22 protein-coding genes and 1 other RNA gene are annotated in these 24278 nt (G+C 31.4%); 13 read left to right on the top strand and 10 right to left on the bottom strand.

The features are described 5' to 3' along the window. Positions 1 to 154 precede the first annotated feature (154 nt). Positions 155 to 493, bottom strand: coding sequence for a CCC motif membrane protein (locus APS56_RS03375; RefSeq protein WP_054724770.1), 339 nt, complete (start codon positions 491 to 493; stop codon positions 155 to 157). 4 nt (positions 494 to 497) lie between these two features. After that, positions 498 to 782 (bottom strand): DUF2752 domain-containing protein, encoded by a 285-nt coding sequence (locus APS56_RS03370; RefSeq protein ID WP_054724768.1) that lies wholly within the window; start codon positions 780 to 782, stop codon positions 498 to 500. Between the two features lie 278 nt (positions 783 to 1060). On the opposite strand from APS56_RS03370, the gene APS56_RS03365 reads away from it, so the two are divergent. The 3 genes from APS56_RS03365 to APS56_RS03355 all read left to right on the top strand — a co-directional run bounded on the left by APS56_RS03365 (position 1061) and on the right by APS56_RS03355 (position 3103). Then, positions 1061 to 2146: a T9SS type A sorting domain-containing protein gene (locus APS56_RS03365; protein WP_082379237.1), complete on the top strand. Its 1086-nt coding sequence runs from the start codon at positions 1061 to 1063 to the stop codon at positions 2144 to 2146. A gap of 193 nt (positions 2147 to 2339) precedes the next feature. Further along, positions 2340 to 2537: a hypothetical protein gene (locus tag APS56_RS03360; RefSeq protein WP_236778456.1), complete on the top strand. Its 198-nt coding sequence runs from the start codon at positions 2340 to 2342 to the stop codon at positions 2535 to 2537. Next, the gene (locus APS56_RS03355) at positions 2534 to 3103 is read left to right on the top strand and encodes a DUF8465 domain-containing protein (RefSeq protein ID WP_054724766.1); all 570 of its coding nucleotides are present in this window, start codon (positions 2534 to 2536) and stop codon (positions 3101 to 3103) included. Before APS56_RS03360 ends, APS56_RS03355 begins: the two co-directional genes overlap by 4 nt. Here the strand turns inward: APS56_RS03355 and APS56_RS03350 are convergent. After that, positions 3096 to 3995: a hypothetical protein gene (locus tag APS56_RS03350; RefSeq protein WP_054724764.1), complete on the bottom strand. Its 900-nt coding sequence runs from the start codon at positions 3993 to 3995 to the stop codon at positions 3096 to 3098. The genes APS56_RS03355 and APS56_RS03350 overlap by 8 nt on opposite strands. A gap of 168 nt (positions 3996 to 4163) precedes the next feature. Between APS56_RS03350 and APS56_RS03345 the strand changes: the two genes are divergently transcribed. Beyond that, positions 4164 to 5303 (top strand): cysteine desulfurase family protein, encoded by a 1140-nt coding sequence (locus APS56_RS03345; protein WP_054724762.1) that lies wholly within the window; start codon positions 4164 to 4166, stop codon positions 5301 to 5303. Here the strand turns inward: APS56_RS03345 and APS56_RS03340 are convergent. Continuing rightward, positions 5300 to 7762: a TonB-dependent receptor gene (locus APS56_RS03340; RefSeq protein WP_054724759.1), complete on the bottom strand. Its 2463-nt coding sequence runs from the start codon at positions 7760 to 7762 to the stop codon at positions 5300 to 5302. The two genes, APS56_RS03345 and APS56_RS03340, sit on opposite strands and share 4 nt — an antisense overlap. A 14-nt stretch (positions 7763 to 7776) precedes the next feature. Continuing rightward, the gene (locus APS56_RS03335) at positions 7777 to 9534 is read right to left on the bottom strand and encodes a M23 family metallopeptidase (RefSeq protein ID WP_349267775.1); all 1758 of its coding nucleotides are present in this window, start codon (positions 9532 to 9534) and stop codon (positions 7777 to 7779) included. Between the two features lie 108 nt (positions 9535 to 9642). Here APS56_RS03335 and APS56_RS03330 point away from each other — a divergent pair, with 108 nt between their 5' ends. The 4 genes from APS56_RS03330 (at position 9643) to rny (ending at position 12031) form a co-directional block, all read left to right on the top strand. After that, complete coding sequence (locus APS56_RS03330; RefSeq protein ID WP_054724757.1) at positions 9643 to 9933, top strand: hypothetical protein; 291 nt, start codon at positions 9643 to 9645, stop codon at positions 9931 to 9933. A 15-nt stretch (positions 9934 to 9948) separates the two neighbouring features. Continuing rightward, positions 9949 to 10242 (top strand): cell division protein ZapA, encoded by a 294-nt coding sequence (locus APS56_RS03325; RefSeq protein ID WP_054724755.1) that lies wholly within the window; start codon positions 9949 to 9951, stop codon positions 10240 to 10242. Positions 10243 to 10292: 50 nt separating this feature from the next. Beyond that, positions 10293 to 10399: non-coding RNA, 6S RNA (gene ssrS / locus APS56_RS16710), on the top strand. Positions 10400 to 10456: 57 nt separating this feature from the next. Further along, entirely contained in the window at positions 10457 to 12031 is a 1575-nt protein-coding gene (gene rny, locus APS56_RS03320) for a ribonuclease Y (RefSeq protein WP_054724753.1), read from the top strand. A gap of 49 nt (positions 12032 to 12080) precedes the next feature. Here the strand turns inward: rny and APS56_RS03315 are convergent, their stop codons facing one another. Both APS56_RS03315 and xerD read right to left on the bottom strand, forming a co-directional pair. Beyond that, positions 12081 to 13238 carry a PAS domain-containing sensor histidine kinase gene (locus APS56_RS03315; protein ID WP_054724751.1) on the bottom strand — a complete coding sequence of 386 codons (1158 nt, stop codon included), beginning with the start codon at positions 13236 to 13238 and terminating at the stop codon, positions 12081 to 12083. A 71-nt stretch (positions 13239 to 13309) separates the two neighbouring features. Beyond that, entirely contained in the window at positions 13310 to 14206 is an 897-nt protein-coding gene (gene xerD / locus APS56_RS03310; protein ID WP_054724749.1) for a site-specific tyrosine recombinase XerD, read from the bottom strand. Between the two features lie 479 nt (positions 14207 to 14685). On the opposite strand from xerD, the gene aroQ reads away from it, so the two are divergent. Together aroQ and APS56_RS03300 are read left to right on the top strand one after the other, a co-directional pair. After that, on the top strand, positions 14686 to 15102 hold the full coding sequence (aroQ, locus tag APS56_RS03305) for a type II 3-dehydroquinate dehydratase (RefSeq protein ID WP_054724747.1): 417 nt from the start codon (positions 14686 to 14688) through the stop codon (positions 15100 to 15102). Between the two features lie 135 nt (positions 15103 to 15237). After that, positions 15238 to 15747, top strand: coding sequence for a porin family protein (locus APS56_RS03300; protein WP_054724745.1), 510 nt, complete (start codon positions 15238 to 15240; stop codon positions 15745 to 15747). Positions 15748 to 15828: 81 nt separating this feature from the next. On the opposite strand, the gene lpdA is transcribed toward APS56_RS03300, so the two are convergent. Beyond that, complete coding sequence (gene lpdA / locus APS56_RS03295) at positions 15829 to 17205, bottom strand: dihydrolipoyl dehydrogenase (RefSeq protein WP_054724743.1); 1377 nt, start codon at positions 17203 to 17205, stop codon at positions 15829 to 15831. 119 nt (positions 17206 to 17324) lie between these two features. On the opposite strand from lpdA, the gene APS56_RS03290 reads away from it, so the two are divergent. Continuing rightward, a complete protein-coding gene (locus APS56_RS03290) occupies positions 17325 to 18608 on the top strand; it encodes an NAD(P)/FAD-dependent oxidoreductase (RefSeq protein WP_054724742.1) in 1284 nt (427 codons plus the stop codon). Between the two features lie 6 nt (positions 18609 to 18614). Here the strand turns inward: APS56_RS03290 and msrB are convergent, their stop codons facing one another. Further along, positions 18615 to 19097 carry a peptide-methionine (R)-S-oxide reductase MsrB gene (msrB, locus tag APS56_RS03285; RefSeq protein ID WP_054724740.1) on the bottom strand — a complete coding sequence of 161 codons (483 nt, stop codon included), beginning with the start codon at positions 19095 to 19097 and terminating at the stop codon, positions 18615 to 18617. A gap of 179 nt (positions 19098 to 19276) precedes the next feature. Between msrB and APS56_RS03280 the strand changes: the two genes are divergently transcribed. Together APS56_RS03280 and APS56_RS03275 are read left to right on the top strand one after the other, a co-directional pair. Further along, on the top strand, positions 19277 to 20095 hold the full coding sequence (locus APS56_RS03280; protein WP_054724738.1) for a M48 family metallopeptidase: 819 nt from the start codon (positions 19277 to 19279) through the stop codon (positions 20093 to 20095). Positions 20096 to 20232: 137 nt separating this feature from the next. Continuing rightward, positions 20233 to 21528, top strand: a complete 1296-nt coding sequence (locus tag APS56_RS03275) for an MFS transporter (RefSeq protein WP_054724736.1) — start codon at positions 20233 to 20235, stop codon at positions 21526 to 21528. A 67-nt stretch (positions 21529 to 21595) separates the two neighbouring features. Here APS56_RS03275 and APS56_RS03270 read toward each other — a convergent pair whose 3' ends face one another. After that, the gene (locus APS56_RS03270) at positions 21596 to 24145 is read right to left on the bottom strand and encodes an ATP-dependent Clp protease ATP-binding subunit (protein WP_054724734.1); all 2550 of its coding nucleotides are present in this window, start codon (positions 24143 to 24145) and stop codon (positions 21596 to 21598) included. Positions 24146 to 24278: the final 133 nt, after the last annotated feature.

Genomic DNA, 24278 nt, shown 5'->3' with positions numbered 1-24278 from the left:
TATTTTTATATATCCTTTCAATATGTAGACATAATGAACCTTGTTAAGAGATTTGTGTAAATAAAATCAAAAAGTAAGTAGTAGAAACTCGAAGCCAAGTAACAATACCATTAGTGTTTAAAAAAACATTTTTTATTACGTTCAAATCTCTAATTTATTGATATTGCTCCATTAATTCTCTTAGACGTTCCTGCATTAGTTCTTCATTTTGTAAGGTTTCCCAACCAAAATATGTAACAGTCCAAACTATAAATAAGATGTATAATATGCTTAAAATGATACCGAGAATGGCCAATATTTTTCCCGTTTTAACATTTTGAATTCCAGAATAAAGATCTGGATTTTGATTATAAATGGCAGTTGCTTTTTTAGCAAGTATCAATGTTGTTATACCTAAAATTAACCCTAATACACCATAGCAGCAACAAGTAAGTATAGAAAAGATACCAAAAACTAAAATAAGAGTTGAGTTTTGTAATTTTTGTGTTTCCATGAATTTAATGATTGTTTAAAAATGTTTTGAATATAAAATTCCCGACAATTAAAATAAGGTTTATGATGCCTAAAGGAATAATTAGTTTGTTAATTAACTTATAATTTTTAAAAGTATTAATAGTTACAAGTCCTAATAAAATAGCAAGTGTATATATGGCAGGATACATATGAAGAGCTTCGGCAAAATTTCCTTGGAAAATTAATGAAATAGCTCGCTGTATGCCACACCCCATACAGTCCATTCCAAAAATTTTTTTATTTATACAGGGGAGCATGTATTCTTCCATTGTCTTAAAAAATAAGATATTCAAAGCTAAAATACAAAACACATTATAGATTTCATACCATATTAGTTATCAGAAATTAGTAATTACTATAATTAATAATTAGAAGTCATCTGTTTGTTGTTTTTGCTTTTTAATTTTTCTGAAAAATTTAAAATTAGTGTAATGTAAAATTATGGTTTGAAAAATAAAATATATTGTTATTGTTTAATAAAATGTTTATATTAAGTGTTTGATTATTAAATAAAAAACTAAGTGTTTTGATGTAATAATTTATTGCTATGATAAAGAAAATGGTGTTATATATAATCGGTTTACTATCTGTGTCTTCAGGTAGTTTTGCTCAAGTTTATTTAAAAGCTGATGGTCCTGGAACAACTTATGAAGAAATAAATGCTGTTTTAGCCCCAGGTTATAATGCAATTGAATCACCAGATTGTAGTCATTTGGATTTTGGAAGACATATTGATGAAATATTTGATACCACCTTAAATGATAATGTCTTTAGATTTTTTATTCATTTATCACCTGATAATAATAAATGTGTGAATGCTGATAGACAACGGAATGAAATAAAAACTTACGACCAATCTCCAGCAAACTTGAAAGGTGTCATTGGAGAAACTGTTGAATATAAATGGAAATTTAAATTAGATACCAATTTTTTGTCATCTGGAGATTTTACTCATATTCATCAATTAAAATCGGTTGGAGCAGATGCAGCCGAAGAAGCACAACCATTAATGACTCTTACCACAAGATATAAAACGTCTTGGGGCTCCACACCACATAGAATAGAATTGATACATGCACCTTTTTCGAGTGCTTCCTCACTACTAAACACAGATATAAGTCCTTTTTTAGGGGAATGGGTTGAAGTTACCGAAACTGTATTGTACGGAGATGGAACTTCAGGTGCATATACTATTGTTATAAAAAGACTTAGCGATAAATTGACTTTAATGGAGTATTCAAATAGTGCAATTCGCACATGGAAAACAAATGCAAATTTTATACGACCAAAGTGGGGCATTTATAGAAAGAATAATCATTCACCAGCTATTTTAAGAGATGAAGCAGTGCTTTTTGCTGATTTTTCAATAATTGAAGGGGTAACTTTGGGCATAAATAATGAAACAACTGAAAATGTTTTATTGTACCCAAATCCAGCCAAAAATATTATTATTATTAAGGCTTTTCAACCAATTGCGAACGTGATAGTTTTTTCGATGTTGGGTGAACGTTTGTATTTGCCTAAAGTTGTTAATGAGAGTATAGATGTTTCCACATGGAGTTCGGGTATGTATTTGATGACTATCAAAACAATAAATGGATTGAAGTTTACTAAAAAAATAATAATTCAATAGTATTTTTTATACTTGTTTTTTTGTTTTATCAATTTTGTAAGAAGATATAAATGGCGTATTTGATTTTCAATATCAGTTTGACACATTTTTATGAGTTGAATTTATTCAAATAAACAAATTCATCATAAAATGAATATGAGCATAACTTATAGTTTATATCATTTTGTAGATTTGTGCTTTAGAAAAGATAATCATGTTAAAGAAAAGTATAAACTATATTTTGATTGCTATTGGTGCTATTATTGCTTTATATGCCAAAAATACTGTAAATCAAAATCAATATATATTAATTGGAGGGATAATGATTTTAATGATTGGAATTTATAGGATTTCTAAAAATATTCCAAGCAGACATCAGGAAGATGAACATATAGATGATAAAAAAGAATGAAAATAGACTTTAATATTGGTGATGTTGTTTTGGTTTTAGATGAAGATTTATCAGGAATAGTTACTCAAATAAAAGTAGATGAAATTACTATTGAAACAGCAGATGGTTTTAATCTTCAATTTCAAGCTAAAGATTTAGTAAAGCATAAAACACAAGATGATTTACAAAAGGAAGTTTTTTTAGATACGAATATTCAATCAATTATTTCGGAAAAAGAACAGGCTGTAAAAAGAAAACAGATTAAAACAAGGGCCAAAGATCGGTATGAGCCAACCATGGAAGTTGACTTACACATTCATCAGTTGGTAAAGTCGTCACGAGGTATGTCAAACCATGACATGCTTACTTTACAACTGGATACAGCTAGACGGCAGTTAGATTTTGCCATCAGTAAACGCATACAAAAAATAGTATTTATTCACGGGGTGGGTGAAGGAGTTTTAAAAGTAGAATTAGATTACCTATTTGGAAGATACAACAATGTAAAGTTTTATGATGCTAATTATCAAAAATATGGACTAGGTGCTACTGAGGTTTATATTTATCAAAATGTTGCTCCTAATTAAATTCAGGTGTAATTGTTACTGTATTCGATTGAGAATCATCCAAAGTACCAAAAAAATAATTGTCTTGTGATATAATACGAATGCTTATGTCAATATAAACATTCATTTTATAAGACTGGTTATAGGTGTGTGTGCGATAGGCAGTAGCAGGAATAGTTGTTGCTATATCTGGGTTTAAATAATCTGCACCAACATCACTATTGGTAATATCATCTTTTGGATTTTGATTTTGTGTATCGTTTTCTTCATCACGTGTTAAAACACCATCATTATCATCATCAGCATCCAAATAATCAGGAATACCATCAGCATCTGTATCTTGAGCATCTGATAAATCTCCATCACCGTTTGGGTCTGGGTTTTCATCCTTAGTTAGTATATTGTCGCCATCATCATCAATATCTAAGTAATTAGGAATGCCATCACCATCTGTATCGTCATCTGTTAAATCACCGTTTCCATTAATATCTTCTAATGCTGAAGCAATACCATCGTTATCGTCTTCAGTTAAAACCGTGATAATAGTGGCTTCACTGCCGGCACTTTCATAATCTTCTATAATGTTTACTTCAGAAGAAGGAATTTCAGTGCAAAACACTCCTGAAGTAGGTAAAGTGGTATTGTTGTATGTTCTATAATTATAGGTGTTTGAAGTGGTAGTAGTTATAAGTGTATCATTTTCTTCTACCAATAATAATTCAGCAAGGGTTAAATCGGTAAAGTTAATTGACATAGATTCAGCTGGTTCTGATTTTGTTTTATATAAAACTAAATCACCGCATGAGCTAAAAGAGTCATCAAAATCAAATTCAACAGTAATTATGTCTCCATCATCACAGGACAAAACGGTTACTAAACTCAAACTAATTATAATATAGAATAACTGACGCATGTATTTGGGTTTTTGACAAAAATAAAGGAATTGTTATTTATAACGTATCATATTAATAATAATTTTATTTCAAGTATTTTTGTGGATTGAAATTATTACTTAAATGTTGTAATAAGACTTGGTTGTTTGAAACCTTTTAAGCAACGTCATGTTTAAATATTATATTATATGTTTCCAGTTTATTTTGATAATGCAGCCACTACTAAAATCCGTGATGAAGTTATTGATGTGATAACAAATACCATGAAAATGAATTATGGGAATGCTTCATCAACACACAGTTTTGGTAGATCATCTAAATCATTAATAGAATATTCTAGAAAACGAATAGCGAAGCATTTTAATGTGTCTGCTTCAGAAATTGTGTTTACTTCTGGAGGCACAGAATCTAATAATTTGGTATTGCGAAGTGCTGTTAGGGATTTGAAAATCACTCACATTGTAACAACTAAAATAGAGCATCATGCTGTTCTGCACACGGTAGAGCAGTTGGAAAAGGAGTATGGTGTTTCTGTGAGTTATCTTAATTTAGATAGAAATGGGCAAATAGATTATTCGCATTTAGAAAGTTTATTGCAAACCGATAAAAAAACATTGGTTAGTTTAATGCATGTAAACAACGAAATAGGGACTCTATTAGATTTAAGACGAGTTGCTATTTTATGCAAGGAATATGAAGCTTTGTTTCATAGTGATACAGTGCAATCTGTTGGGCACTATTCATTGAATTTAGCCGAAATACCTTTGGATTTTCTATCTGCAAGCGCACATAAATTCCATGGACCAAAGGGAGTTGGTTTTGCTTTTATACGAAAAGGTTCAGGCGTAAAGCCATTGATTTTTGGTGGAGAGCAGGAGCGCGGACTTCGAGCAGGAACGGAAAGTATTCATAATATTGTGGGGTTAGAGAAAGCTTTAGATTGTTCTTATAAACAATTAAAGGAAGAGACTGACTTTATAAAAGAATTAAAAAGCTATTTTATAAAGAGAATTAAAACAGAAATTCCAGCAATTGTTTTCAATGGACTCTCAGATAATGAGGATGCCACTACTTATACCTTAGTAAATATTGCTTTGCCAGTTGCTCCAGATAAATCTGCAATGTTATTGTTTCAATTGGATTTAAAGAATATAGCTTGCTCAAAGGGCAGTGCTTGCCAAAGCGGAAGTACACAAACCTCACATGTTTTGACTGAAATTCTAAATGATGTAGATTTACAGAAACCATCAATTCGTTTTTCTTTCAGTATATATAATACTAAAAAAGAAGTAGATTATGTGGTGAATGTTTTAAAATCCTTAGTTTAAAATTTCATGGTAGTCCTAATATTAAAAACCCGTGGTGTTAAATAATTTGGTATAGCGTATTGACGTTTTGTATAAACATCCCTTACCCAAGTATTTGTAATGGAGTTTTGGGCATCAAACATATTAAAAATTTCAACTCCAAACGATAAGCCTTTAAAGGCTTTTTTCCAACCACTATTAAATTGTTTGTTTTCATCAACGATTACAAATTGAAAACCTATATCTGCACGTTTGTAATCGGGTAGTCTGTTTTGGTACTGGTATGGATCTGCGTAGCTAGGTGAGCCTCCTGGGAGGCCTGTGTTATAAACCAAATTCAAATACATTTTCATGTTTGGTATATTTGGTACATAGTCTTGGAAAAGGGCGGCGAATTTTAATCGTTGATCAGTGGGTCTGGCAATATAGCCTTGGTTAGCTATATTTTCTTCAGTTTTTAAAAAACCAAAACTAAACCATGATTCTGTTCCAGGAACAAACTCACCATTTAATCGCATATCTAATCCATAAGCATAAGCTTTGGCATTGTTGTTTGCACTGTAGCGAATACGAACATTTTCTAATGTATAAGGATTTACATCCGTAAGTTTTTTGTAATAAGCTTCAGTGGTTAATTTAAAAGGTCTGTCCCACATTTTAAAACTATAATCATTCCCTGCCACTAAATGAAAGGATTTTTGAGCCTTTACATGGGGCTGAACTATACCTTCAGAATCTCTTAACTCTCTATAAAAAGGGGGTTGGTAATAAAGTCCTCCTGCAAGTCTAAAAAGCATATCTTTTTCCCAAAAGGGTTTGATGGCAAATTGTGCTCGTGGGCTAAATACTGTTTGGTTTGAAGATGCAATACCAACACCATTTACAGCCCAATGGTGCATTCTAACTCCAGCATTATACCAAACATCATTCGTGCCAATTTTTGAACGTTTACTCCATTGAGTGTAAGCTTGAAATCTGTCAATTTGTGTATGATTAGTTGATCTCACATTTTGAAAAGCTACTAATGGTCCCGTGTAAGGGATGTAGGGCTGTTCATTATTAGGGAGTGTTTTGGGTGGACGAATTGCAAACCCAGCAGAATCAATTATTTCCCATTCTACCAAACGATCACGAATATCTTCATGGGTATATTTGACAGACCATTCAATACGATGGTCCTTAATTTTAAAATCACCTTTATGTTCTATATTAGTAATTAAAGCATCTAAGTCATTTCTACCATGATTTAATTGGCTACCAATACCCTCACTAAATTCAACTTCACCCAAATTTTCATCACCAATATTAGAATTAACTTCACCCAATCGGTACTGTGCCAAAATGTCAAAATACTCTTCTTCAGTTGTATGATAAGCAGTAGTAATAAAATGTAGGTTTAGATTGTCATTGGCAAAAAAAGACCCTTTAAAAGCTCCCAAAGTCGTTTGATATTGGTCCTTTTCTTGTCCATCGTAATATACCAAAAGGGCAACAGGATCTGTTAAAGTTCCAAAATTAGTTTGTCTCGTTTGTGGTTCGTAGTTATATTTATTTAAAGAGATATTTCCTAAAAAACTTAGGTGAAATTTATCAGTAAATTTGTAGGTTAAAAAAGTTTGAATATCTCCAAATGCTGCATCATAATTAGTTTCGGTTTCTTTAGCGTTAACTAATAATCCATTATCTCTATATCTTAGTCCAATGATGCTTGTAAATTTGGAATTTTTGCTGATATTCTCATACGAGAGGCTCCCGCCTAATAAACTTAAATCGGTATTGATTTCAAATTGAAAAGGTGTTTTGTAGGTGATGTCTAATACAGAAGATAATTTATCACCATACTTAGCTTGAAATCCACCAGCTGAAAAATCTACATTTTGAACCAAATTTGTATTAACAAAACTAAGACCTTCTTGTTGGCCAGAACGGATTAAAAAAGGACGATATACTTCTATGCCATTAACATACACTAAATTTTCATCATAATTACCGCCACGAACAGCATATTGGGTACTTAGTTCATTGTTGTTGCTAACACCAGGAAGCGATAATAACAGGTTTTCAACACCTGCATTGGCGCCTGGTATTTTCCGAATGGCTTCAGGATCTAAGGTTACGATACCTTCAATATCTTTTCTTCTGTTGGTATTAATAATTACGGTACTAATTTGCTCAATAGTCGAATTCATTACTGGATTAAACTCAACTTCTTCACCATTTTCTAGGTTAAAAGTAGTTGTAACTTTTTTATAAGTAATGTGAGAGAATTCAATGTTTATGTTTTTATTTATGGGAATTTTTAAGAGGTAAAACCCATTTTCATTGGTTTTTGTTCCATCATTACTAGCCTTAATATTAACGTTGTGTATTGGCGTGTTGTTCTCGTCGAGAATGACCCCTTTTACAGTAGCTGTTTGTGAAAAAACGGAACAAACAAATAGCAAAAAAGTGGCAGTTAGAATAGAATATTTTGTTGTCAAAAGCGTGTAAATATTTATTTTCTGTAAAATAACGATTCAAAAGTAGAATTATTTCCAACATTATCGGTAACAATAACTTTTAAAATGTTTTTTGTTTCGGTTACACAGCCATCATTAAAGTCGTGTGTAAGAGTATTGGTTTTATAATCGTACTCCATTAAAACCCATTTTCCATTTATGGTAGCTCTATAATTAGAAATACCAGATCGGTCGTCATCAATTTTAATTTTTAAGTACCTGTAATTGCTCAACCATTGTTCATTTTTAAAATTAATAGGGGTTATGGTTGGTTTGGTAGTATCAAAAGCCAAAGTATAGGTACCTAAGGTTTTTGTTCTCGTACTTAATGTGTTTTCGGTTCGTTCGGTAAAATTATAGCCTGGGTAGTTTTTGTAACCGATTAATCTTGCTATATATAATTTATCTTTATCAGCATCAGAAAATTTGCTAATATCAAAAGTAATTTTAAAATCCTTTTTAAGAGGTACTATGTCTTTGTGAATGGTTAGTGTATCGCCACTTACATTATAATCTAAGTATAAATTATTATAAAAGGTATCCCTAAAAAAATCCACAGTTATATTACCATCTTTTAATTGTTTGCTTTCATTCGCATACAAGTAAAGAGCTGTTGTATTGTCTTTTTTTAATTTAATACCGTCACTTTTTTTGCCCTTTATTGAAATAGTGATCCAAGCTGGGTTGTTTTTAAAATCGTTAACCTTTATTTTATAAACAGCGTAGGTGCTATCTTTCATAGTAATAACACCATTATCAATCATGTTTTTGTATAAACTGAGAGGATTATTGTTGTTAAATAAAAGTTGTACACGTTGTTTTTTTGTTTGAAAATGTTCATAATCTATTAATTGATTAATATGTCTAGATTCATCAAATGAAAATGTAGAAAAATCAATTTCAAAATTTTGTCTTCCATTAATAAAGGTCTGTATATTATAAACACCATTTTTATTATGAGACAAATCTTGCCTGTCCGTTACCGAAACTCCAAAACCAATTTTACCATATGCTTCAATATTTTCGGCAACATAATCGCCATTTTTTAGTGGTGTTAAACGCAGTTTTTGTTTTTCAGTAGATTTGTTTACAGAAGCATTCTCACCAATAGGGTATGCATAAATAGAAGTAACGGAAGGCATGGTAGTATCTTTTATATCCAATCCAAAAAGCATGGGATTTATTGGGTGTTCATTTTTGTCTCTAATTTCAAAATGCAAATGAGGGCCTCCTGAACCTCCAGTGTTACCACTGTATGCTACAAGTTCGCCTTTACTAACCATTAATTCGCTTGCTTTTGGAAATAATTCTATTTCAAAGGATTCGTTTTCGTATTGATGTTTTTTTACATAGGCTTCAATATCAGGTGAAAATTTTTGTAAATGTCCATAAACACTTGTATATCCATTGGGATGTGTAATATAAATAGCTTTGCCATACCCGTAATGAGAAACTTTAATTCTGCTAACAAAACCATCAGCAATTGATATAACATTTAAGCCAATACGTTGTTGTGTTTTAATATCCATTCCAGCATGAAAATGATTAGATCTTAGCTCTGCAAAAGTACCAGAAAGTAGAAGTGGTATTTCCAATGGATTTCCAAAATAATCTTGAGGATAATTATTTTGAGCATAAGAATAAGAAGAGAAGATAGTAATGAAAATTAGGATTAATCGCATAAAAAAAGTCGTTCTTGCTAATGTATTAATAAGATGTAAAATTGCAAAAAAAATAGACAATAATTGAGCCATTGTGGTGATATTAAGGAGGTAATAGGTTATTTTAAATTTTATGTAAAAAACAATTGTATTTTATACAAAGGAATGTTAACTTTGTGTAATAGGTATTGATATTTGTAAATGAGTAATATTGAAGATATTGTAGATTCTTTAGAAAATAAAATTAGCAAAATTTTGCATAAGCAGGAGCTTTTAAAGCAAGCTAATTTAAAATTGAAAACTCAATTAGAGGATTCGCAAAAAGAACTTCAAGATCAAAAGTTGGAAATTTCAACTTGGAAAGATAAATATGAAGCGCTTAAATTTGCAAATACCATGCTTGGTAGTGACGATAATAAAAGAGAAACTAAGCTTAAAATAAACGCGTTAATTAGGGAGATTGACCATTGTATTGCACAACTTTCAGATTAATGTAACATATATTCAATGTCGGAAAAGCTTAAAATAAAACTATCTATAGCAAATAGGGTATATCCTTTAACTATAGACCCTTCGCAAGAAGAAGGTTTACGAAAAGCGGCCAAAAACATTGATGCCATGATAAAACAATTTGAGCAAAGCTATTCTGTTAGAGATAAGCAAGATGTTTTGGCCATGTGTGCTTTGCAATTTGCCTCTCAAGTAGAACAGAAAACAATAGATAAAGAGTATGTAAACGAGCATGTAGAAGAAAAGCTAAATGCTTTAAATCAATTATTACAAGCTCATTTAACCTCTTAACGTTCATTAAAATAAAAGTTACTGCCTACATTGGTTATTTTTTTTGATAAACTCAACGTTAATTCTTTAAAAAGGGTGAGTTTAAGTTGTAAAAGCAAGCTGCCTTGAGCAGATCCTTGATCAGCTTGTTAGCCCTAAACTTATTTTTAAGGAGTTTATACAAAACTTTATACTGGTGTAGGCTTTTTTTATATATATAAACCAACAAAAATAAATGGATAACTCAATTATATTAATTACAGGAGGCTTACTATTAGGTGTTATAATAGGATATGTTATTGCTAAGGCTATGGAGAAAAATAATGCTTCAAAGCTTATAAAAGATGCTAAAAAAAGTGCAGCCTCAATACTCAAAGAGGCTAATATAGAAGGAGAATCAATTAAAAAAGATAAAATACTTCAGGCAAAAGAAAAGTTTATTGAATTAAAATCTGAGCATGAAAAAGTTATTTTAGCTCGCGACAAAAAAATGGCTGAGGCAGAAAAACGTACTCGTGATAAAGAATCACAGGTTTCAAGTGAGATTGCCAAAACAAAAAAACTTAATGAGTCTATTGATTCTAAAATAAAAGATTATGACCATAGGCTTGAAATTATTGATAAGAAACAAATAGAATTAGATAGATTGCATAAAAGTCAAGTAGAACAGTTAGAAGTTATTTCTAGTTTGTCTGCGGAAGATGCTAAAGCACAGCTCGTGGAATCTTTAAAAGGACAAGCTAAAAATGATGCCATGGCTTATGTGCAAAGTGCTGTTGAAGAAGCAAAATTAACCGCCCAACAGGAAGCTAAAAAAATTATTATCAATACCATTCAGCGTATTGGAACAGAAGAAGCAGTTGATAATTGTGTGTCTGTATTTAATATTGAGTCGGATGATGTCAAAGGACGTATTATTGGACGTGAGGGAAGAAACATTCGAGCTATTGAAGCAGCTACAGGTGTAGAAATTATAGTTGATGATACGCCAGAAGCTATTATTTTATCTTGTTTTGATTCTGTTCGCCGTGAAATAGCACGTTTGTCATTACATAAGTTAGTTACAGATGGTAGAATTCATCCAGCAAGAATTGAAGAAATTGTTCAAAAAACAAAAAAACAAATTGACCAAGAAATTATAGAGGTTGGTAAAAGAACTGTTATTGATTTAGGGATTCATAATTTACATCCAGAGCTTATTAAAATGGTTGGTAGAATGAAATACCGTTCTTCTTATGGTCAAAACTTATTACAACACTCTCGAGAAGTTGCTAAGCTTTGTGGTGTTATGGCTGCAGAGTTAGGATTGAATCCGAAATTGGCTAAACGAGCTGGGTTGTTACACGATATAGGAAAAGTGCCTGATGCGGAAGCAGATATGGAAACACCACATGCTATTTTAGGAATGCAGTGGGCTGAAAAATTTGGTGAAAAAGACGAAGTATGTAACGCTATTGGTGCGCATCACGATGAGATAGAAATGAAATCATTAATATCTCCAATTATACAAGTTTGTGATGCTATTTCTGGAGCTCGTCCTGGGGCTAGACGTCAAGTATTGGATAGTTATATACAGCGTTTAAAAGATTTGGAAGATATTGCTTTTGGATTTCAAGGTGTTAAAAAAGCATACGCTATTCAAGCAGGTAGAGAATTAAGAGTTATTGTTGAAAGTGAAAAGGTTGATGATCAGAAAGCTGCTGATTTGTCGTTTAATATTTCTCAAAAGGTGCAAACGGATATGACTTATCCAGGGCAAGTTAAAGTAACGGTTATTAGAGAAACAAGAGCTGTAAATATAGCGAAGTAATTCCTTCCTGTTTAGGTATCTTAAGATGTAAAACATAAAAAATCCAGATTTATTCTGGATTTTTTATGTTCATTGTAATGGTAAAAGTGGTACCTATATTTACTTCACTTTTAATTTCAATTTTTCCTCCTAAAGTTTCTATTTGGCTTTTTGTAAGATACAACCCAACGCCTTCAGCATTTTCATTTCCATGAAAAGTACGATATAAACCAAAAATATCATTGCCATATTTATTTAAGTCAACACCAATACCATTGTCTGTAACTGTAATAGTTAAAATTTCATCTTCCGATAAGTGAGAATCAATGTTTAATATAGGCTTCCTTTTAGGATGAGAATATTTTAAAGCATTGGAAGCTAAATTTTGAATAATACTTTCCATATAAGAACGGTTAGCATAAATATTAATTTGAGGATTTACTTTGTTAATAATTATGGCTTTTTTATTTGCAATTTCTAAATCCATAATTTTAAAGGTATCTTCCATACATTGATATATATTAAGCTTTTCACGCTCAATTTTTCTGGCTGATTGTTTACTTACTATTTCATTTAAATTAACAATTGTTTTGCTTAATGAGTTAGAAACTGTTTTTAAATGATTAATTAATTCATTTTTTTCCTCTATAGTTTCTGCTTCATCATAAAACTCAAGCAGGCTTTCAAAGTTACCAGTGTATTCTTTTAAATTATGAGTAACAATATGTGCAAAATTTTGAAGCCTATTATTTTGATTGGTTATTATGTCTAAATTTTGAACGATTTCTAATTCTCTTTCTTTTCTTTCTGAGATATCGCAAACAGTTCCAATTATGCGTAATGGGTTGCCTAATTCATCTCTTTCAATAACACGTCCACTATCTTTAACCCATTTATGCTTTCCATTGTAGCATACAATTCTGTGTTCGCTAATGTAGTAGGGGATTTCTCCATCATAATGTTTTTTTAGAACAGTAATTAAATTTTCAAAATCATCTGGATGTATGATCTTTTTCCAATTAAATGCAGCATATTTATTATCCTCAATACATAACACTTCTTTTGCTTCTTTTGAATAATGAACAGTATTTGTTTTTAAATGAAAATCCCAAACACCAATATTTGAATTTTCAAGTGCAAATTGTGACGTAAATTTATCGTAGTTTAAATTTGAATTTACATCAACTATGTCATTAATAATGTATGTTTTATCTAAAATATCGGTCATAAATGAGTAGGTATGTAGCTAACAAAGGTACCTATAAAACCAATTAAAAGCAAAAAACAGCAACTCTATACTTATTTTCGTGGATGGAATTTTTCAACCACTCCTTTTAAATGTTGTCTATCTAAATGCACATAAATTTCGGTAGTTGTAATACTTTCATGACCCAGCATAAGTTGAATGGAACGCAAATCTGCATTATTTTGCAATAGGTGAGTGGCAAACGAATGCCGAAATGTATGGGGTGATATCTTTTTTTTAAGACCAATTTTTTCTACTAATTGTTTGATGATTGTAAAAACCATTGCTCTGGTAAGTTGTTTTCCTCTTCTGTTTAAAAATAATGTATCTTCATGTCCAGATTGAATATTGGTGTGTATTCTAATTTGATATCTATAAATGTTAATATAGTTTTTAGTAGCGTCAACAATTGGTACAAAGCGTTGTTTGTCTCCTTTTCCTGTTACTTTTATAAAACCTTCTTCAAAGAATAAATCTGATAGCTTTAAGTTTATTAATTCACTTACTCGCAATCCACAGCCATATAAGGTTTCAAGCATCGCTCTGTTGCGTTCTCCTTCGGGCTTGCTTAAATCAACAGCGCTTATAATCTGGTCAATTTCTTCTTCTGCCAAAGTATCTGGCAATTTTCTTCCAATTTTTGGAGATTCAATTAATTCGAGAGGGTTGTCTGCTCTGTAATCTTCAAAAATAAGATAGTTGAAAAAACTCCGAAGTCCTGATATGATTCTGGATTGCGATCGGGAATTTACAGTTTTGGCAACTTCATAAATAAACTGTTGTACAATTTCTGAAGATATGGAAACAGGAGAAATATTTATATGGTTTGCATCTAAATAGTCAATAAGTTTTTTAACATCAAGAATATAATTATCTATGGAATTTTTAGATAATCCACGTTCAATTTTTAAATATAATTGATAATCTTTTAGTGAATTTTGCCATTTCATGTATGTAAAAATACATAAATTAAAGCGTATTATTATACAGATTAGCTTTGGTTTTGTGTAGAAAAAAACTATTATTAAGTACTTTTATTGTAGTATTCAAATTAACTAATGTAAATGCTCAAGATAGTTATAATGGATGAAAAACAAGAAAAGAGATATGACTTATAGAGGCCAATACAGGTTTTGGGTTTTCTTCTATTAATGGAACACAGCTTGGTCATTAGGAGCAGAAGGAGGTTATTTTGTAATGGACAATTTAGCTATTAAAGCAGTTTAGGGTATAACGATTTTGATTTTGGAACTGCTTTCACATATAAAGTAGGGGCTAAAAATTATATTATTAGTAAAATACCTCTTGAAGGGATACTTTGAGTTCCATGTTGGATTTGCTTTAACTTTTTAAAGAACAATATAATTTTGTTTAAAAACATAAATTCAGGCCTCGGTTTTTTTATGTTCAAATTTTATATATTTACCTTATGAAAAAACTTATAATCATCAACGGTCCTAATTTAAATTTGTTAGGAAAAAGAGAGCCAAATATTTACGGGAGTTTAACGTTTACTGAGTTTTTAAAAACTTTACATAGTAAATACCCTAAGGTACAAATTGATTATTTTCAATCTAATATAGAAGGTGAATTAATTAATAAAATGCATGAAGTTGGTTTTAATTATGATGGTATTATTTTAAATGCTGCTGCTTATACGCATACATCAATTGGTATTGGAGATGCAGTAAAAGCAATTGAAACCTCTGTGGTAGAAGTTCATATTTCAAATACGTTTAGCAGAGAGGAGTTTAGGCATCAATCTTTTATATCGCCTAATGCAAAAGGTGTTATTTTAGGTTTTGGCTTACAGAGTTATGAGTTGGCAATTCAAAGTTTTTTGTAAAACACACTCAGTGAGATTTTTATGTTGAGTATAATGTGATATTTAACATTTTATGAATTAAATTTATGATATAATTGTGTATAACATACATGTTGTTATCATAAATTTGTAGTACTTATACTAATTATTTATGTGATGAGAATACTACTATTTATTTTGGTTATATTGGTTTCTAATTTGGTAATTTCTCAGGAAAAATTAGTTGAAACAAGTTCCTTTAGTATTACAAATGATGTAAACATATTAGATACGCCAAGGTTTTATAGAAGTTATTTTTCGGAATATAATTTGAATAAAAATTGGTTTTTAAGACTTGAAATGCAAGAAAAGAGTCATAACAACCTTTTGAATAGTTACACTAATATCGAGTATCCTTTATTGGTTAGATACAACATAAGTAATAAACACAGTGTTTTTTTTGGTCCTAAAATAAATATTTTGAAAGTAGATGGGGGTGTAAGTAATGTTTCTTTATTTTCAACTTTCGGATATCAATATGATATAACAGAAGACTTATCTGTAGATGCTAGAGTAGATTATAATTTGATAAAAAAAGAATCTATAGATATTGCGAATCCTACCAATACTACAAATTATGGAGGCGATTATGTTTTGTATAAGGTGGGAGCAAAACTTAAATTTTAAATAAAAAAAAGTTTCAGAAATGTATTTCTGAAACTTTTTTTTAATATCTAATTTATCTAAAACTTAATAGTTTTAAAAATTTTATAAGTGAATCACTTCATCGTAAGCAGCTGCAACAGCCTCCATAACAGCTTCACTCATTGTAGGGTGTGGATGAACTGTTTTTAAAACTTCATGCCCTGTTGTTTCTAATTTTCTACCTAAAACAGCTTCAGCAATCATATCAGTTACACCAGCTCCAATCATATGACAGCCTAACCATTCACCATATTTAGCATCAAAAATAACTTTTACAAAACCATCTTTGTTTCCACCAGCACTTGCTTTTCCAGATGCAGAGAACGGAAATTTACCAACTTTAATATCAAGACCTTTTTCTTTAGCTTGTTTTTCAGTTAAACCAACACTCGCAATTTCAGGAGTACAATAGGTACAGCCAGGAATGTTACCGTAATCTAAAGCATCAACATGAAGACCCGCTAATTTTTCAACACATAAAATACCTTCAGCAGAAGCAACATGAGCCAATGCTTGACCAGGAGTTACATCACCAATCGCATAATAACCAGGTAAATTAGTTTGGTAGTACTTGTCAACTAAAATTTTATCTCTATCTACTACAATACCAACATCTTCTAATCCAATATTTTCAATATTGGTTTTTATACCAACTGCAGATAAAATAATATCAGCTTCAAGAATTTCTTCACCTTTACTTGTCTTAACAGTTGCTTTTACTCCGTCACCAGAAGTATCAACTTTTGTAACTTCAGCAGAAGTCATTATTTTAATACCAGATTTAGTAAATGAACGCTCTAATTGTTTTGAAACATCTTCATCTTCAACAGGTACTACATTTGGTAAGTATTCTACAATTGTAACATCGGTGCCCATAGAATTATAGAAATAGGCAAACTCCACGCCAATAGCACCAGAACCAACTACAATCATTTTCTTAGGTTGCGATTGTAAAGACATGGCTTCTCTATAACCTATGACTTTTTTACCATCTTGAGGTAAATTTGGTAATTCGCGAGAGCGAGCACCGGTAGCAATAATAATGTTATCAGCACTGTACTCAGTACCATCAACGTCAACTTTTTTGCCAGGTTTAATTTTACCATAACCTTTTATAACGTCAATTTTATTTTTCTTCATTAGAAACTGAACACCTTTACTCATTCCATCTGCAACACCGCGACTGCGTTTTACCACAGCATCAAAATCTTTATCATAATCTTTTACAGACAATCCATAATCCTCAGCATGCTTGAGATATTCAAATACTTGAGCAGATTTTAATAATGCTTTGGTAGGGATACATCCCCAATTTAAACATACACCACCTAAATTTTCTTTTTCAACAACAGCAGTTTTAAAACCTAACTGTGATGCTCTAATAGCTGTTACATATCCACCAGGACCACTTCCAAGAACTATAATATCATATTTGCTCATTTGTAATTTTTTAAATTGTATTTTGAAGCTACGAATTTACGAAATCGAATTTGAATAAAGAATTTAGAGCCTTATAAATTTGCATCTTTATGTTACCTTTGCTTTGTAAGTTATATTTTATGAACATACCTAAAACTAGTTACCCACGAATCATTATTATCGGTGGTGGTTTTGCAGGAGTGGCTTTAGCCAAAAAGTTATCTAAACAAGAGGTGCAAGTTGTATTGATGGATAAAAACAACTATCATACTTTTCAACCCTTATTATATCAAGTATCAACAGGAGGTTTAGAGCCAGATTCCATTGCATATCCCATTAGAAAAATACTTCAAACTTTTCCAAATTTTCATTTCAGATTAGCAAATGTTGAAAAAATTGATACTGTTGAAAATAAAGTTTTAACCAACATAGGAGAACTTAAGTTTGATTATTTAGTGGTTGCTTCTGGCGCTGTAACTAATTATTTTGGTAATTCTGAAATAGAAAAAAATAGTATGGCCATGAAAACCATACCTGAATCTTTAAACTTAAGAAGCTTAATCCTTGAAAATTTTGAAGAGGCTTTGTTAACTTCAGATTTAAATGAACGTAATACTCTTATGAATTTTGTAATTGTTGGTGGAGGACCAACAGGTGTGGAGTTGGCAGGAGCTTTAGCTGAAATAAAAAAAGGAATTTTACCAAAAGATTATCCAGATTTAGATACACGAATGGCGCAAATACATGTCATTCAGTCAGGAGATCATATTTTAAAAGGGATGAGTGATAAAGCTTCGGAAAAAGCTGAAGATTTTTTAGAAAAATTAGGTGTCAATATTTGGAAAAATGTCCGTGTAACAAATTATGATGGAAAGACAATAAGTACCAATACCGATTTAAGCTTTGAAGCAGCAACACTTATTTGGGCAGCAGGCGTAAAAGGTGCTATGATAAAAGGATTGAATGCGAAAGATTTAATAACAAAGGGTGAACGTCTTTTGGTTAATGAATTTAATCAAGTTACGGGCTTTAAAAATATTTTTGCAATAGGAGATATTGCATGTATGGTTACGGATGATTTTCCAATAGGTTTACCTATGATGGCACAACCTGCAATACAGCAAGGAGAACAATTAGGTGATAATATGCTTAAATTAATAGAAAATAAACCCATGAAACCATTTGTTTATAAAGATAAAGGTGCCATGGCTACTATAGGAAGGAATAAAGCTGTTGTAGATTTACCTCGCTTTAGATTTCAGGGTATATTTGCATGGTATGTTTGGATGTTTGTGCATCTTTTCTTTCTAATTGGTTTTAGAAATCGAATGGTCGTTTTTGTAAACTGGGTATATAATTATGTGCGTTTTGATAGAGAAGCACGATTAATTATTAGACCTTTCAAAAAGCAATTAAAAGAGTAGTTTTATTTATTTTTTAGGAATAAATGTTAGTGCTACACCATTAATACAATGGCGTTTCCCAGTTGTATTTGTTGGACCATCATTGAAAACATGCCCTAAATGCCCACCACAAGTAGCACAATGTTCTTCAGTTCTTGCATATCCCAAATTATAATCTGTAGAAAAATTCACATTACCCTTTATTTCTCTATCAAAACTGGGCCAACCTGAACCTGAGTCGTATTTATGCTCACTTTTAAATAATGGTGTGTTGCATGCTTTACAAGCATATATGCCTGCTTCAACATTTTTATTTAATGGACTAGAAAAAGCACGTTCGGTACCAGCTTTTCTTAATACGTAAAACTCCATGTCAGTTAATTGGGCTTTCCATTCGGCTTCAGTTTTAACAACAGTATACTTGTTGCTTTGCTTTTTGTTTTTTTTCTGGGCAGAGGTATTGCAAGTAAATAGAATTATAGAACTGCATATTAAGAATATTTTTTTCATAGCTTAATTAAATAAATAGTTTTTTTTAAAATTATTGTATGAATTATGTCGAAAATAGATATAAAACATAACATAACAAATTGATATCTTTGATTAATTAAGTGTGACAAATAAATAAAGAAGGGGTCTAATAATAAAAGGTATGATTTTTGTATTTTTATAACCAAAAAATAGTAAATATGAAACTTAGAAATATTATTATAACATCTGCAGTAGCTTTGTTGATTATAGCTTGTGCAACCAATCCTTTTACAGGGAAAAAGACTATGGCATTGGTGCCGAATTCACAATTGTTTCCAACTGCTTTTGCTCAATATGATCAATTTTTAACAGAAAATAATGTGGTAACGGGTACTAAAGATGCAGAAATGATTAATAGGGTTGGTCAGCGTATAGCTGTTGCAGCAGAACGTTGGTTAACAGCCAATGGACATGTTGGTTATTTAAATGATTATAAGTGGGAATATAAATTGGTTGATGATGCCACTGTTAATGCTTGGTGTATGCCAGGGGGGAAAATAGTATTTTATACAGGTATTTTACCTATTGCAGCTAATGAAACAGGGGTTGCTGCTATTATGGGGCATGAGGTAGCTCATGCTTTAGCAAATCATGGTCAGCAACGTATGAGTGCAGGAATGCTTCAACAATTTGGTGCTGTAGCTGGAAATATTGCCATTAAAGATGAAGAGTCAAAAAATGCATTTAACCAGTATTATGGTGTAGGTTCTCAAGTAGGTCTAATGCTGCCTTTTAGTAGAAGTCATGAAACAGAAGCAGATCAAATAGGTATTTATATCATGGCTGTTGCAGGGTATAATCCTGACGAAGCGGCTGAATTGTGGAAGCGTATGCAGGCTCATAGTGGAGGGGGAGCTACACCAGAATTTTTGAGTACCCATCCTTCTAATGATTCTAGAATAGCCAACCTGACTGCATTAGCTCCAAAAGCAAAAGAAGAAGCTAAAAAGTTTGGAGTAACAACATTTAGAGAATAATTACTTAACCTGCAATTAAAAATATTTATTTACTTTAGAAGCTGCTTAAAAAGGCAGCTTTTTTTATTACTACAAATATTTAATTAAGAGAATCTTTAACTATTTGTAGTAAATATATTTGTAACCATAAATCTAACATGAATCAACTGAAAAAAGGAAGTAAAAAACTATTAAATGCTTGGGCATTTTATGATTGGGCAAATTCGGTTTATACTTTAACAATAGCATCCTCTATATTTCCAATATTTTATTCGGCATTATTTATTTCAGAAATAAAAACAGTAGCTGCGTTTGGATTTGAATTTAAAAGTACTGTACTAATAACATTTGTTACCGCTTTTACTTTTTTGGTAGTTGCATGTATGTCTCCCATACTTTCGGGAATTGCTGATTATGTTGGTAACAAAAAAAACTTTTTAAAGTTTTTTTGTTATGTTGGTGGTATTGGTTGTATAGGTTTATATTGGTTTAGTTTAGATGCCATTTACATTAGTGTGTTATTTTATTTTATGGGATTGATAGGGTATTGGGGCAGTTTGGTTTTTTATAATTCTTATTTACCCGACATTGCTTTTCCTGAGCAACAGGATAAAATAAGTGCCAAAGGATTTTCATTGGGGTATATTGGTAGCGTTATTTTACTGATTGTGAATTTGGCTATGGTAATGAGCCAGGATACGGGTGAGGCTAAAATGCAGATGATGAGATATGCTTTTGTTACTGTAGGTCTTTGGTGGATTTTATTTTCTCAATATTCATTTTATTATTTACCTAAAGGAACCTCGTCTGGTCATAAAGTGACTCGAGCCATTATATTTAACGGTTTAAAGGAGTTGCGTTTAGTTTGGAATCAATTGAAACTTAATTTAAGATTAAAACGGTATTTGTATGCTTTTTTTGTGTTTAGCATGGCGGTACAAACGATTATGTTAGTCGCTGTTTATTTTGGTGAAGAAGAAATAGCCTGGGGTGATGATGCTGAAAAAACAACAGGGTTAATAGTTAGTATTTTGGTTATTCAATTAGTAGCTATTGTTGGAGCTATTTTAACATCTAAAGCTTCTGCTAAATTTGGGAATATAAAAACTTTAATTGTTGTTAATTTTGTTTGGATGGTTTTGTGTTTTTATGCTTATTTTATGATAACACCCATGGAATTTTACATAGCGGCAGGTTTTGTAGGATTAGTTATGGGGGGGATTCAAGCTTTAGCAAGATCTACGTATTCAAAGTTATTACCTGAAACAGAAGACACCACCTCTTATTTTAGTTTTTATGATGTGGCAGAAAAAATTGGAATTGTTATAGGTATGATTATTTATGGTACTATAGATCAAATAACTGGTAGTATGAGAAATGCTATTTTGTTTTTATTTGTGTTCTTTTTAGTCGGGATTATTCTGCTTTTTAGAGTGCCTAAAAAGAGTATTTAGAGATTGAGATAAAAAACCTCTAATTATTTTTATTAATTAGAGGTTTTTTTATAATTCAATTCATTATTTATGATTCTGTTGGTTTTTCTGCTTTTTCTATTTTGATATTTAACTCGTCTGTTTTTTGATCTAAGTCTATTGTTATTTGATCACCTTCTTCTACATGTGAGGCAACAATTTCTTCAGCTAAAGCGTCTTCTACATATTTCTGAATCGCTCTTTTTAAAGGTCTAGCTCCATATTGTTTATCAAAGCCTTTTTCTGCAATATAATCTTTTGCTGAATCGCTAAGTTTTAAGGAATACCCTAAATCTTTAATTCTTATGAGTAACTTGTTTAATTCAATATCAATAATTTTGTTAATATCTTCTTTTTCTAAAGGATTAAATACCACAACATCATCAATTCTATTTAAAAACTCAGGAGCAAACGATTTTTTTAAGGCATTTTCTATCACACTTCTCGCATTAGCGTCTTCCTGTGCTTTTTGTGAAGCGGTTCCAAATCCTATTCCTGTACCAAAATCTTTAAGTTTTCTGGCACCAATATTGGATGTCATTATAATTATGGTATTTCTAAAATCAATCTTTCGTCCTAAACTATCTGTTAAAAAACCATCGTCTAAAACTTGCAGCATCATATTAAAAACATCTGGATGTGCTTTTTCAATTTCATCTAATAAAATTACAGCGTAGGGTTTACGTCTTACTTTTTCTGTTAATTGACCTCCTTCTTCATAACCAACATACCCCGGAGGCGCACCTACTAATCTTGAAATGGCAAATTTTTCCATGTATTCGCTCATGTCAATTCGAACTAAGGCATCTTCGCTATCAAATAATTCGCGAGATAATACTTTGGCTAATTGTGTTTTTCCAACGCCTGTTTGACCTAAAAAAATAAAGGAGCCAATGGGTTTGTTTGGGTCTTTAAGTCCAGCACGATTGCGTTGAATAGCTTTAACGACTTTGCTAACAGCTTCGTCTTGACCAATTACTTTGCCTTTAATAAGTTCAGGTAACACTGCTAATTTGTTTATTTCGGTCTGTGCAATTCTATTCACAGGAACACCTGTCATCATTGAAACCACATCAGCTACATTATTTTCTGTTACTATTTCGCGATGTTGTTTTGTATCTTCTTCCCACTTTTCTTGGGCAATAGATAATTCTTTTTCTATACGCTTTTCGTCATCTCTAAGTTTAGCAGCTTCCTCATATTTTTGTTTTTTAACAACGGCATTTTTTGTTTCTTTGATACTTTCTAACTGTTTTTCTAATTCGATGATTTGTTTTGGAACTTCAATATTTGTTATATGTACACGAGAACCAGCTTCATCCAAAGCATCAATAGCTTTGTCCGGTAAAAACCGTTCTGTCATGTAACGATTTGTTAATTTGACACAAGCTTCAATGGCTTCAGGAGTATAATCAACATTGTGATGTTCTTCATACTTTCCTTTAATGTTATTGAGAATTTCAATGGTTTCGTCTACAGATGTAGGTTCAATAATTACCTTTTGGAAACGACGTTCTAAGGCTCCATCTTTTTCAATATATTGTCTGTATTCATCCAAAGTTGTAGCGCCGATGCATTGAATTTCACCTCGTGCTAAAGCAGGTTTAAACATGTTTGAAGCGTCTAAACTTCCTGTAGCACCTCCTGCTCCAACAATGGTGTGTATTTCGTCTATAAATAGTATAACATCATCATTTTTTTCAAGCTCATTCATAACGGCTTTCATGCGCTCTTCAAATTGTCCTCGGTATTTTGTTCCAGCTACTAAGCTTGCCAAATCTAAAGTAACTACGCGTTTATTGAATAGTATACGAGAAACTTTTCGTTTTGTAATCCTTAGGGCTAAACCTTCCGCAATGGCAGATTTACCAACACCAGGTTCACCAATAAGCAATGGATTATTTTTCTTTCGTCTACTTAATATTTGAGAAACACGTTCAATTTCTTTTTCACGACCAACAACGGGATCTAATTTTCCTTCATCAGCCATGGCTGTTAGGTCACGTCCAAAATTATCTAAAACAGGCGTTTTAGATTTTTTGTTTGTTTTACCAGCGGTAGGACTGTTGAAAAGATTGTCTTTTGAGGCGTCTTCTTGAGCACTGTCATCATCTTGAAAAGATTCTGACTTAGGTTCTATATAATCGTTGTCATTTGTAATCATAAGTTTGAATTGTTCTTTTACATTATCATAATCAACTTTAAGCTTATTTAAAAGCTTGGTAGTGGGGTCATTTTCATTTCTTAAAATACATAGCAGTAAATGTGCCGTATTAATGGAAGTACTTTGAAATAACTTAGCTTCTAAAAATGTTGTTTTTAGAGCACGTTCTGCTTGTCTTGTTAAATGTAAGTTCTTTTTTTGATTGGAAGTTACAGGGATGTTAGGGTTTGCAGGGCTCAATATTTCTACTTTACGCCTTAGATGGTTTAAATCTACATCTAAAGCATTTAATATATTGATCGCTTTACCGTTTCCATCTCTAAGTAAGCCCAACATTAAGTGCTCAGTGCCAATAAAATCATGGCCTAACCGCATGGCTTCTTCTTTGCTAAAGGCAATTACATCTTTTACTCGGGGTGAAAAATTATCGTCCATAATAGGTTTCTTTCTGCTTTAAAAATACTAAAACATTTTACTAATGGCAAAAACTATACCTTAAAATGTATGTAAGTTGCTAATTGACGAAAAAAACTTTATAAAATCAAAATTTTATGAGTCATACTTATTA

This window comes from Pseudalgibacter alginicilyticus (genome assembly GCF_001310225.1).
GTDB lineage: Bacteria > Bacteroidota > Bacteroidia > Flavobacteriales > Flavobacteriaceae > Pseudalgibacter > Pseudalgibacter alginicilyticus.
Note: the sequence above shows the minus strand (reverse complement) of the source record. Positions and strands in the feature narration are given on the sequence as shown.